We start from the raw sequence: 11,113 nt of genomic DNA, 5'->3' as shown, positions 1-11,113 counted from the left end.
CTCTATCTCTAGAAAGTCAACTAGTAACGAAAATTATTTTTAAACTTTCTTTCTAAAACCCAACTCAACCAATCTTAACTAAGTTACTGTTTTATCAGAAGTTTTAATCTTCATCACCGCCGATGGATGTGCATTCTACAGTATTTCAGAGGCCTTGCAACCCCCTTTTTCAACAAAAACCACCGTCTGTTTATTTATTCTACAGAAATCAGCTTTTTCTCTATCTTTTGACTAAAAATGGTACAGAATCGGGCACGTTACTTAATATTTTTTCTTCTTTGCTGAGTTCCTGAAAGCGTAAAGCTCGACAATCGATGTATTCAATATAGCCCCCTTCCTCATTTTCTTTCTGATCATTGATCTTTACCTGATAGCTAAAACTCCCTACATAGCCTGCCCCAAGACCAAATTTAAAATCACCTCGACTTTGTCCTTGAATTGAAATCTGAATTCCATCTTTATTTTCACAGTGCCATTCGAATTCACGTGGTAAATACATTTTCTGGCCATTTGGTGTGGTCACACTTGGATAGACCCGATGCACTTTAAACATTACCTTTTCATCCAGCATTTGGGTCTGCTGGCTTTCCAAATCTTTATAGTAAATGCGTGACTGAATAATCTTATTAAAGCTATCTCGTACCTGAACCAGGATAATCTGCCGGTTTTGACTCAGATTAATCATCTGATAAGTCAAGAAAGCAAATGGCAAATAGGGAAACTTGAAACTACGAGCATATTCAAAGCTGCCCAGACTTTCGATTTGGTATTGTTGATCTTTATAATGAATAACACCTTCACACCAGCATGGAATCGACCAATAATCAGCCAGAGAAAATCGAAGCTGGGTAAAGTGGGTAATCAACTCGATAGCTCTAATTTTCAGATCAACACTGAGCTCGTCATCCTGGCGGGTGAAATGAAATTCCGGAAATATACTGCTCAATTGCTCACGTGTATGAAAATTAAAGTTACAGCTTTCAAAGCGACACTCATTTTGGATGGAATAATGATTCAACTGACCGACCATGTGCGGACTGGTACTACAGATTACCGTTGCTGTATCCAAGGCATCCGTATGAATGGCATCGGGATTACATAGCATCGGCACATTCGGCTGACCGATCATGCTAAAAAAATTGAAATAATGCAGTGGCGCAGGCAGATTGGGAATAACAAAACGATGGTGAATATATTTATATTTTTTATTTGGACCGTGACAGGCCAGATCGGCCTGGGCAGCAGGAGTCTGATTCAGCTGTTTCGAACGATCCAATAAATCCTGAAGAAACGCCATCTCAGACTCTCCTGCATACTAGCTCACTTGTCGTTTCGCCATAAAAGTCGTAACAAAACCAGACAAAGCATAAATTACAGAGATAACCAGAATCCCGACCGGAATGTTGTAAGTCATCGCTGCAAAGATAAATACGGCAATTGGCAAGACAAAAAATGGAACCCGCTTACGCTCTACCGTTTTAAAAGAATAGTATTTGATATTGGAGATCATCAGCAAACCGGTAATCACAATCGCAACGGCATTGATGATCTGAACCACTGAATCTTTAATATCGAAAATTTCCGGGAAATCTAAACCGACCCAGACCAGCGAAATAATCATTACGGCAGCAAGTGGACTCGCGACGCCAATGAAGTAGCGCTTATCAACCACACCGATCTGCACATTGAAACGTGCCAGACGGAAAGCCGCACAAGCGGTATAAACAAAACATGCCGCCAGACCGATCCGGCCCAACTCACTTAAGCCCCAGCTGTACATCAAGATAGCCGGTGCCACACCAAAGGCCAGCATATCCGATAGCGAATCAAACTGTTCACCGAACGGACTTTGCGCACCAATAGCACGTGCAACACGTCCATCCAGGCCATCCAGTAATGCTGCAATAAAGATCGCATAAATGGCTTGCTGAAAATTGCCATTCATACTGGCAATAATCGAGTAAAAACCTGCCAACAACGCTGCGGTTGTAATCAGGTTCGGCCATAGATAGATGCCTCGACGCTTAATTTTCTGCCCTTCCTGAGTATGCTCTTCTTCTTCCACCTCAAAGGTGATGCCATCAAAAGGCGCTTCGGTGGAAGAGTCACGTTCCGGTTTGCTTATATTTGTCATTCTTGTCGATCCTAGCTATGACTTGATCTTTAAAAAATTATTCGCCTACTAACCAGCGAACTGCGGCGTGACCACCAGTTTCCTGCATACGTAAATGCGGGAATAACCATTGAAGTGCTTCATCAGCATCTTCAGAGAACTTCCAAGGTGGGTTAATCACCAACAGACCACAACCATTTAAACCAACAGGAGTGTCGTCTGGCCATACACATATTTCACAGATCAGCTGACGGCGAATACCGGTCTTGAACATTTTTTTCTCGAAACGCTCAATCATGGCACGGTCTTTAATTGGATACCAAACAGCAAATACGCCTGTCGGCCATTTTTTATAAGCTGCTGCAATCAACTCGACTAACTGAGGGAAATCTTTACGTTCCAGCTCATACGGCGGGTCGATCATTACCAGACCGCGTTTTTCTTTCGGTGGAATGACTGCGAGCAAACCTTCATAAGCATCACGCTCATGCAGACCAGCACGCTTGTCAAAAATATTCTGATCAAGCTGCTGGAAGACATCACGCTGCATTTCAAAAATGGTGGCTTTGTCGATTTCACGCATGCCTTCAAGGGCAAACCACGGGGAACCCGGATACGCGCCTTTACCAAAACTTTCACGCATTTTTTCAACAATTTTTAAATATTGCTGTATGCCTTCAGGGGCATTGCGCTTGATTGAATCATCCAGTTTAATCAGGCGATGAATACCGTTTAAGAACTCACCAGACTTCTGCGCTTCTGAAGTCGACAAGTCATATTTACCTGCGCCGCCATGCGTATCAATATAACGATATGGCTTGTCTTTATTATTAAGGCGAGACAAAATCTGAAGCAATAACACGTGCTTCATGACATCGGCAAAGTTGCCTGCATGGAAGTGGTGACGATAATTCATGTTTCAATTATTCCTAAGATCAATAGCTATTTTAACATGAAAAACTGATTCGTTCAGAAACGATTATTGCTCTAAAATAGCAAACCTTTTTTACCACACGCTCGAGAATTGAAAAATGGAAGCAGTTGTCATCCCAGGGGATTGGAATGTTGATCAAATCTTAGATGATTTAGATCAACATGGCTTTAGTATTATTGACGGTGCTTATTCAATTGAATATCAACATGCGGTCAGTCAAGAATGCCTAAGTCACTTAAACGAATTTCGTGATGCCGCGATTCAAAATGGCGTAGTAAGCAACATCCGCAGTGATCATATTCTTTGGTTACAACCTAAATTTCAAATCTCTCACCAACATACCGAAACCCTGCAACAATTTTCTCAAGTTTTAAACCGCGCATTTTATTTGGGTATTAAAGATGTCGAAGCGCATTTTGCCTGCTATAACGCAGGTGAATTCTATGCTCTTCACCGCGACAACCCGCAAGGTAAGAATGGCCGCATGATTTCCTCGGTATATTATCTGCATGAAGAATGGCAAGATGACTGGGGGGGTAAACTACATTTACAAGATAAAAATGGACAGTGGCATACGATTTCACCTAAGCCCAACCGTTTAGCATTCTTCCAAAGTGATTTATTGCACGAAGTATTAGTAGCCAAACATCAACGTTTATCCATTACCGCGTGGTTACGCTCAGATACCTCTTTAATCTAGCCTTTAAAAGCAGACAATCATCCTCATATAGCAATCATTAAGACACGAGGACTGCGTTCATGCGACCAACCACCAAAGAGATCATTGCACGCATTGGTGAAACAGATCAGCTATTTTTAAATGGCAATACCCCTGAGCTGGCGCTTGAACGGGCTGACCTTCGCCTGCAACTGGTAGCGATCAGCCAGTTACGTCAGGAACAGGTGCATTTTCTGCAAGAAGCGATTGTTCTGCTGGAACAAGGTCGAATCGAGTTTGAAGAAATGCCACTCGATCTTTATATCAATCTGTCATTGCATTTGGCTAAAGCCTACATGATCTATTTTGAACTGACTAAAGAAAATCGCTATGCACTGATTACCCAGCAGATTTTAAAACCGATGACCCGTTATGAGCATGCGGATATCTATTTCTTCCTGGCATATGCCTCAGCAAGCAAAAAAGAACCGGCTATGACCCGTCACTGGTTAAATAAATACAGTAAATTGAACAATTTTGATCTGGAACTGGTAGATCAACATCCAGCATTTGCAGAATACCGTCAACAGGACTGGTTTATTCAAATTCTACGCAGCCGGATGCATTAAAACTGTGAAATTATTTTTATAAAAAATGCCTCATGAATGAGGCATTTTTTATAACTAGTTTTATTTTCTTAAGCCAGTCGACGGCGATCGGCATCTAAGTGTAACTGTTGATTCAGTTCATCAACCCAAATTGCCCAGTCATCGTCCTGCACCAAATGACTAATTAACAATGAACGCTGTGCTTTATTCCAGAAATGCGCATCATGCAATGAGATTTCCTTAGGTAACTGATGAGTACGTACATATAGCTCAATGGCAGCAGGACTATTCGGCAAACCAAGTTGCGAAAATAATAGGGGTAAGGATGGTTGCATTGTTCCGAGCATCTCGCCCTCCTTATATCAGTTAATTTGTAATTCTTTATAGAACTAACTTATAAGATAAGACAAAAAAAACCTAGTCCTGTGACTAGGTTTGTTTGTATCTTTTTGTATAAAAGTGGACTAAGCGCTTTGCTTGTCACTCTCTACATGCAGTAATTGATTGAGCTTATCAATAATTACAATCCATTCATCATCTTGATGCCAATGTTCACGAAGAAATGCACTCTGCCCCTCACTCCAAAATTCCGCATCTGGCAGAATAACTTCAGATGGAAGCTGATGGGTGCGGGTAAATTCATCAATCGACCTTTCGTCTGCTGGCAGGCCGAGTTGTTCAAATAATAATTCTAAAGTAGGTTGCTGTTCCAATACCATTTGATTGCTCCGTAATAGAAATAAAAAATAATTTGCTGCTAGTTTTTTAACGTTCAAGGATGTGAGGAGGTCGGCAGATCACAAGTACCTGAACCCTCTGCTTCTATATGCAATTGTTCATTCAGTACATCGACAAAAATGGCCCAATCATCATCTTGCTTCCAATGCCCAATTAGAAAGTCATGTTGGTTCTTGGTCCAAAAAGGTGCTTTATGTAATGGCACATCCATCCCGATCTGATGGGTTCTGATAAATTCATCGATTGCTTCAGGGCTTGAATCCAAGCCGAGTTGCTCAAAAAAAACTTCCATGGTAGGTCGCTGCTCTAACATCTCAGTACCTCCTCTTTTATTGATGACTCTGCTTACAAATTAAACGACTTATATAGAAAGTTCAGTTGTCGCTCTTTGACAGGATGTTATTTTTTGTTCTTAGGATATTCTGAAATAAAAAAAGCACTCCATTTGGAGTGCTTTTTTTATTTAATCTTAAAAGACTAAATTAGTTAAGCATGTCAGCCACTGCTGCGCGCTCTTCTTCAAGTTCGTTCAATGTAACATTGATACGTTCACGGCTGAATTCGTCGATTTCAAGACCTTGAACGATTTTGTATTCACCGTTTTCAGTCGTTACAGGGAAACCGAACATTACGCCTTCAGGGATACCATAAGAACCGTCAGAAGGAATACCCATCGTTACCCATTTGCCGTTAGTGCCAAGAGCCCAATCGCGCATATGATCGATTGCAGCGTTTGCAGCAGAAGCAGCAGAAGACAGACCACGTGCTTCAATGATCGCAGCACCACGTTTACCAACTGTTGGAAGGAATACGTCTTTGTTCCATGCAGCATCGTTGATTTTGTCTTTCAAGCTTTCGCCGTTTACGTTTGCAAAACGGTAGTCAGCATACATCGTTGGAGAGTGGTTACCCCAAACAGTCATGTTTTCGATGTCAGAAACTGCAACACCCGCTTTTTGCGCAAGTTGAGTCAACGCACGGTTGTGGTCAAGACGTAACATTGCTGTGAAGTTTTTCGCTGGAAGATCTGGCGCAGATTTCATTGCGATGTAAGCATTTGTATTCGCAGGGTTACCCACAACAAGCACTTTAACGTCACGGCTAGCAACTTCGTTCAGTGCTTGACCTTGACCGATAAAGATTTCGCCGTTTACCTTAAGAAGGTCAGCACGTTCCATACCAGGACCACGTGGACGAGAACCTACTAACAATGCATAGTCAGCATCTTTGAATGCAACTTTAGGATCATCAGTACCGATCATGCCTGCCAATAATGGGAAAGCACAGTCGTCAAGTTCCATCATCACGCCTTTAAGCGCTTGTTGAGCTTTCTCAACAGGAATTTCTAATAATTGAAGAATAACTGGTTGGTCTTTACCCAACATTTCACCGCTAGCGATACGGAATAATAGGCTGTAACCAATTTGACCAGCAGCGCCAGTAACGGCAACGCGAACAGGTTGCTTCATGTAATTATCTCCAATTGAGAGGATAGTCAATGCGGATTAAATAGCTATTCTATCTAATCTTAATAATCATAAACGGCAAAGATTGTACTCCAATCCTTTCGGAGATGCATGTAAAAGCGAATGAATTCCAACAAAAGTCTGATAGGAAATATAAATTAATTTGGCTGAAAAGCTTAGTATGTACCTTTAATTGTAATGTTCTGAGGGCAGGTATTTACTATACTGCTCGGACATTGCTTATATTGGCCATTGCTGCGATAGCACACCTTAACCGCAGTCAGCAGGCTGACACTACGGTTGGTCTGGCAGTTAAACCGGATGCCGCTGGTGGGTAATTGCGGATTAATCTTAAGGAATTTTGTACGCAATGTATTAATCGACATGACCATGTTTTCTTGGTCTGTCAGTTCCTGTGGTACTTTCAGACGATCCGCATAATTAATAATGGTCCGAAAATACTGGCTGGCACTCATGGGAATACACCCTCCAGTACTCTGCCATAAGCGTGCCCGTGAAGCCTCGTCCGGCATGACACGAGCAACCACCTTGGCTTGTAAAGGTGGAAGTGCGGATGAAGTCTGCGTGCTGCAATCCTGTTGACTGGTTTCAGGAAATAAGCCGGAGATATTCAAGGAATAACCTTCCAGACATTTTCGCTTTTTGGCCAATTCAGGATACAGACTGCAAAGTGCGGGAACCATCTGCACATCCATGATATAGCCCGTCGGTGCCGCAAGCGCAGGAAAACTCCCTCCTGCGACTATACAAGCAGAAAGCCATACTGATACTCGACGACTATTCATTAACTTCATGAATAATTCACTATCCCTAAATCATTAATTTTTATTGTGTACTACGTAGCGGAATTGCTTGCATACGTTTCCCGATTGATTGTGCTCCCTGGCCCAATAGGATGCCATAATGTGTCGCATTGGTCATGACATGTTTCACATAATCCCGTGTTTCTAATAAAGGAATGGTTTCCGTGTACTGATCTGCTGCTAGATTCTGTAAGTCTGGCTGCCAACGGCGTGCGCGATTCGGTCCGGCATTATAACCTGCCGTTGCTAAAACAGGACTGTTGCTGAGCTGGCGTTGAATCGTAGACAAATAGAAGGTGCCATAACGAACATTGGTATTCATATCGCTTAATGCTGCCGGATTATAGGTTTCGCCCATCTGACGCGCGACCAGTTTGGCCGTATCTGGCATGATCTGCATCAAGCCACCTGCCCCGACATGTGAACGCGCCACAGTATTAAATCGGCTTTCCTGACGCATCAAACCATAAGCCCATGCCGGATCAACACTGGCATTCTGGCTATGGCTGACCACATAATTTCGATATGGCATTGGGAAACGGTAATCATAGTTGTGCTTATTCACTGTACGATCTGCAGCATAAATAGCACGGTCATGCCAGCCCATATCATGCGCACGTTTCGCTGCGGCAAGCAGTAGATCATCATCATGTTTCAAGTAAGCCTGACGCACGGCCCAGTTCCATTCACGGTTTACATACGCAGCTGAAGCATTGATATTACGCAAGGCAAAAGCACGGCGGAAATGAATATCCTGATTCAGGCGTTGCATGGCCTGAGCAGAAGGCTGTGCGGATTTCGGCGTACCTAAGGTTAACTGTCCTAAGCGGTCACGTGCCAGCAGGTTATGATAATCATCACCAGTGGCCAGTTTTCGATAAATATCTTCAGCTGCTTTTTTTGATGCTTGGTCTGAGCGCTGTTCACTTGCACGAGCCAGCCAGTATTGCCAGCGGTCTTCCTGTTTCTGGGTCACACTCATCGCATCAATCGCCCGAATCAGACTTTCCCAAGCGCTAAAGCGAATCGCCTGACGTGCATAAATTTCTGCTTCTTCCGGACTAAATGGCAGGCCATAACTCAGATCCAGATAATTCAGGACTTCACGATTAAAGTTGTTTTTCATCACCGTGGTGCCACCGATATAGCCGACTACACGGTACAAAGCTTTTTGGATCTGTTCAGGGGTGCCTTCAGCAGTACGTCGCACACTCGAAAATGCTGTATTCAGATCACTATCCGCCAGTCGCCCCATGGCATAAACCAGATAAGCATGATCAGCAGTGGTCGCTTTGGGTGCCGTCCATAAATAGGCTGTCGGATTGGCCTGAATGCTATTAAGCTGCGCCAAAGAAAGGTTGAGGCCGATACTCTGGGCGGTCGCAATCGCCTGTCCAGACTGACCGGCACGCAATTGTGTCCAGAGTCGTTGCTGACGGTCTTCAATGGTTAATAAGGGACTGGACAGCATCATTCGACCTAGACCGGTACAGGATTCCGGTTGAGAATTGGTGGTCAGCCAGACATCTTTATATTCGGCATAGACCAGAGGATCACCACTTTTAGCACGTACCTGAGCAATCGCGCAGCTTTCTGCCTGATCTGGATTGGTCACATATTGCAGGACCGGCTGTGCTGCTGAAAAATCGGCCTGCTTTACTTTTTCTTCAACATAGTCTGCTGCCAGCTTTTCTGCCATGGCAGATTGCGGATAACGCTGGGCAAAATTAATAATCTGACTGGCCGGCTGCATGCCAAGATTTTGATTCAGAATCCAGTATTCCGGGTAGTAACCCAAGGCATCATTTTGCATGGCTGCACGATACTGTTGTAATAATTCAATATTTCCAGCATTTGCCGCAGTGAGTGCGTCATTAAATTGTTCTTCGGCAGCTTGAACGCCCATTGAACTCAGACAGGCCATCCCTACAGTGAATAATCTTGAATATTTATGTGTACTTATAATCTGTTTCAACATTAACTTAACTTCTATCATGTAGTTCGTGCCAGACAATTTTGTTCAACATCGGTGCTAGTTTATAAATTCTAGACCGACTCTACTGTTCTCTTATGTAACCTTATGATTCAGCAATATTAATTTTCAAACATTTTCTGTCCATAAATCAATATTTTCAGGCCACCAATAAAGGCTATAAGTTTAAGCGACTTTCCTGCTAAAATATGCGACTTCCAAAAAATTCATTCTGTGAATTGTATTCTAATTGACCTGATTCGCAGATTAATAAGGTCGTCCGTTCACAATTTAAACGTATTATCCCTAGGAGCCTTCATGACGGTTCAAACCTTCATTCCGAAGAGTGCCCCAGCTGCCTCAGAAAACACTGTTACCCAGCCAGCGCACACCCCAGCCCACGATGCTACAGTCAAAAAACTGTACATTGAAACGCAAGGGTGTCAGATGAATGAGTATGACAGTCATCGTATGGCCGACCTTTTGGGCGACTCACATGGCTATGTGCTAACCACTGACCCTAAAGAAGCAGATATTCTTCTGATGAATACTTGCTCAATTCGTGAAAAAGCACAAGAAAAAGTATTCTCTGAATTGGGTCGCTGGCGCAAACTAAAAGAAAAAAATCCGGATCTGATTATTGGTGTGGGTGGCTGTGTTGCTTCACAAGAAGGTGACAACATTCAGAAACGTGCCAATTATGTTGACATGATTTTTGGTCCACAAACCCTGCACCGTTTGCCGCAAATGCTGGATCAGCATTTTGAGCAAGTAGAAAAGCCAAAGAAAGATAAAATTAAACTGGTTGATATTTCCTTCCCGGATATTGAAAAATTCGACTTCCTGCCTGAACCACGTGTTGAAGGTTATAAAGCCTTTGTATCAATTATGGAAGGCTGTTCAAAATATTGTTCTTTCTGTGTAGTGCCATATACCCGCGGTGAAGAAGTATCACGTCCGCTGGATGATGTCTTGGCAGAAATTGCAGGTCTGGCAGAAAAAGGCGTGCGTGAGATTTCACTGCTGGGTCAGAACGTAAATGGCTACCGTGGTGAAACCTTTGATGGCAAGATCTGTACTTTTGCCGATCTGTTACGTTTAGTTGCAGAAATTCCAGGTATTGGCCGCTTACGTTATACCACGTCGCATCCACTCGAATTTAATGATGACCTGATTCAATGCTACCGTGACCTGCCACAAATGGTGTCACATCTGCATTTACCAGTACAAAGTGGTTCCAATGACGTCCTTCAAGCGATGAAGCGTAACCATACGATTGATGTCTATATCGAGAAAATTGCCAAACTCCGTAAAGTCCGTCCGGATATGCACTTATCTTCAGATTTCATTATTGGTTTCCCGGGTGAAACCGACGACAACTTCGAAGAAACATATCAGTTTATTAAAGATATGGACTTTGATCATTCGTACAGCTTTGTGTATTCAAAACGTCCGGGTACGCCTGCTGCGGAACTTGAAGACACTACACCTGAACAGGTGAAAAAAGAACGTCTGGCAAAAGTTCAAAAATGGATCAAGCAATCCAGTATTGAGAAAACGGATGCGATGCTTGGCACCATTCAACGTGTTCTCATAGAAAAAGTTTCTGACAAGGATCCAAATGTCCTGGTAGGCACCGCAGATAACACACGTTATGTGACATTTATCGGTGATCCTGCATGGGTTGGACGTTTTGCCGAGATTGAAATCACTGAAATAAAAACACTCAATTTAGTTTACGGTGAGCTATTGAATCTTGAGCCTGACGTGGCGTAATGTAGGGATATAAGAACCTATCTC

Annotated in this window: 12 protein-coding genes; 3 read left to right on the top strand and 9 right to left on the bottom strand. The window is 43.0% G+C overall.

The features are described from left to right. Positions 1-220 precede the first annotated feature (220 nt). The 3 genes from BK820_RS01490 to BK820_RS01480 are packed head-to-tail and all read right to left on the bottom strand — an operon-like array spanning position 221 to position 3,029. Positions 221-1,297, bottom strand: coding sequence for a DUF6670 family protein (locus tag BK820_RS01490; RefSeq protein WP_071319882.1), 1,077 nt, complete (start codon positions 1,295-1,297; stop codon positions 221-223). 18 nt (positions 1,298-1,315) lie between these two features. After that, positions 1,316-2,134 (bottom strand): CDP-diacylglycerol--serine O-phosphatidyltransferase, encoded by an 819-nt coding sequence (pssA, locus tag BK820_RS01485; RefSeq protein ID WP_004809697.1) that lies wholly within the window; start codon positions 2,132-2,134, stop codon positions 1,316-1,318. Positions 2,135-2,171: 37 nt separating this feature from the next. Then, the gene (locus BK820_RS01480) at positions 2,172-3,029 is read right to left on the bottom strand and encodes a 23S rRNA (adenine(2030)-N(6))-methyltransferase RlmJ (protein WP_004809698.1); all 858 of its coding nucleotides are present in this window, start codon (positions 3,027-3,029) and stop codon (positions 2,172-2,174) included. Positions 3,030-3,144: 115 nt separating this feature from the next. Here BK820_RS01480 and BK820_RS01475 point away from each other — a divergent pair, with 115 nt between their 5' ends. Further along, on the top strand, positions 3,145-3,747 hold the full coding sequence (locus tag BK820_RS01475; RefSeq protein ID WP_071319881.1) for a 2OG-Fe(II) oxygenase: 603 nt from the start codon (positions 3,145-3,147) through the stop codon (positions 3,745-3,747). 59 nt (positions 3,748-3,806) lie between these two features. After that, complete coding sequence (locus BK820_RS01470) at positions 3,807-4,334, top strand: hypothetical protein (RefSeq protein WP_004809702.1); 528 nt, start codon at positions 3,807-3,809, stop codon at positions 4,332-4,334. A gap of 68 nt (positions 4,335-4,402) precedes the next feature. Here BK820_RS01470 and BK820_RS01465 read toward each other — a convergent pair whose 3' ends face one another. The 6 genes from BK820_RS01465 to BK820_RS01440 all read right to left on the bottom strand — a co-directional run bounded on the left by BK820_RS01465 (position 4,403) and on the right by BK820_RS01440 (position 9,265). Then, positions 4,403-4,660 carry a DUF2789 family protein gene (locus BK820_RS01465; RefSeq protein WP_004809704.1) on the bottom strand — a complete coding sequence of 86 codons (258 nt, stop codon included), beginning with the start codon at positions 4,658-4,660 and terminating at the stop codon, positions 4,403-4,405. 117 nt (positions 4,661-4,777) lie between these two features. After that, the gene (locus BK820_RS01460) at positions 4,778-5,032 is read right to left on the bottom strand and encodes a DUF2789 family protein (protein WP_004809708.1); all 255 of its coding nucleotides are present in this window, start codon (positions 5,030-5,032) and stop codon (positions 4,778-4,780) included. A 53-nt stretch (positions 5,033-5,085) separates the two neighbouring features. Continuing rightward, complete coding sequence (locus tag BK820_RS01455; protein WP_004809710.1) at positions 5,086-5,364, bottom strand: DUF2789 family protein; 279 nt, start codon at positions 5,362-5,364, stop codon at positions 5,086-5,088. A gap of 169 nt (positions 5,365-5,533) precedes the next feature. Beyond that, entirely contained in the window at positions 5,534-6,520 is a 987-nt protein-coding gene (locus BK820_RS01450; RefSeq protein ID WP_004809714.1) for a malate dehydrogenase, read from the bottom strand. A 173-nt stretch (positions 6,521-6,693) separates the two neighbouring features. Then, entirely contained in the window at positions 6,694-7,332 is a 639-nt protein-coding gene (locus BK820_RS01445) for a ribonuclease T2 family protein (RefSeq protein ID WP_071319880.1), read from the bottom strand. A gap of 31 nt (positions 7,333-7,363) precedes the next feature. After that, positions 7,364-9,265, bottom strand: coding sequence for a lytic transglycosylase domain-containing protein (locus tag BK820_RS01440; RefSeq protein ID WP_228715864.1), 1,902 nt, complete (start codon positions 9,263-9,265; stop codon positions 7,364-7,366). Positions 9,266-9,631: 366 nt separating this feature from the next. On the opposite strand from BK820_RS01440, the gene miaB reads away from it, so the two are divergent. Further along, positions 9,632-11,089 (top strand): tRNA (N6-isopentenyl adenosine(37)-C2)-methylthiotransferase MiaB, encoded by a 1,458-nt coding sequence (gene miaB / locus BK820_RS01435; RefSeq protein WP_004809718.1) that lies wholly within the window; start codon positions 9,632-9,634, stop codon positions 11,087-11,089. Positions 11,090-11,113 lie beyond the last annotated feature (24 nt).

This window comes from Acinetobacter sp. LCT-H3, from assembly GCF_001866125.1.
Taxonomy (GTDB): Bacteria; Pseudomonadota; Gammaproteobacteria; order Pseudomonadales; family Moraxellaceae; genus Acinetobacter; species Acinetobacter schindleri.
The sequence above is the reverse complement of the archived record's forward strand: the minus strand, read 5'-3'. Positions and strand labels throughout refer to the sequence as shown.

Bases quoted from the DNA above. Each gene is read 5' to 3' on its own strand.
- BK820_RS01490 (WP_071319882.1), bottom strand. From the start codon at position 1,297: ATGGCGTTTCTTCAGGATTTATTGGATCGTTCGAAACAGCTGAATCAG.
- BK820_RS01470 (WP_004809702.1), top strand. From the start codon at position 3,807: ATGCGACCAACCACCAAAGAGATCATTGCACGCATTGGTGAAACAGAT.
- BK820_RS01480 (WP_004809698.1), bottom strand. From the start codon at position 3,029: ATGAATTATCGTCACCACTTCCATGCAGGCAACTTTGCCGATGTCATG.
- BK820_RS01450 (WP_004809714.1), bottom strand. From the start codon at position 6,520: ATGAAGCAACCTGTTCGCGTTGCCGTTACTGGCGCTGCTGGTCAAATT.
- miaB (WP_004809718.1), top strand. From the start codon at position 9,632: ATGACGGTTCAAACCTTCATTCCGAAGAGTGCCCCAGCTGCCTCAGAA.
- pssA (WP_004809697.1), bottom strand. From the start codon at position 2,134: ATGACAAATATAAGCAAACCGGAACGTGACTCTTCCACCGAAGCGCCT.
- BK820_RS01475 (WP_071319881.1), top strand. From the start codon at position 3,145: ATGGAAGCAGTTGTCATCCCAGGGGATTGGAATGTTGATCAAATCTTA.
- BK820_RS01455 (WP_004809710.1), bottom strand. From the start codon at position 5,364: ATGTTAGAGCAGCGACCTACCATGGAAGTTTTTTTTGAGCAACTCGGC.
- BK820_RS01460 (WP_004809708.1), bottom strand. From the start codon at position 5,032: ATGGTATTGGAACAGCAACCTACTTTAGAATTATTATTTGAACAACTC.
- BK820_RS01440 (WP_228715864.1), bottom strand. From the start codon at position 9,265: ATGGCCTGTCTGAGTTCAATGGGCGTTCAAGCTGCCGAAGAACAATTT.
- BK820_RS01465 (WP_004809704.1), bottom strand. From the start codon at position 4,660: ATGCTCGGAACAATGCAACCATCCTTACCCCTATTATTTTCGCAACTT.
- BK820_RS01445 (WP_071319880.1), bottom strand. From the start codon at position 7,332: ATGAAGTTAATGAATAGTCGTCGAGTATCAGTATGGCTTTCTGCTTGT.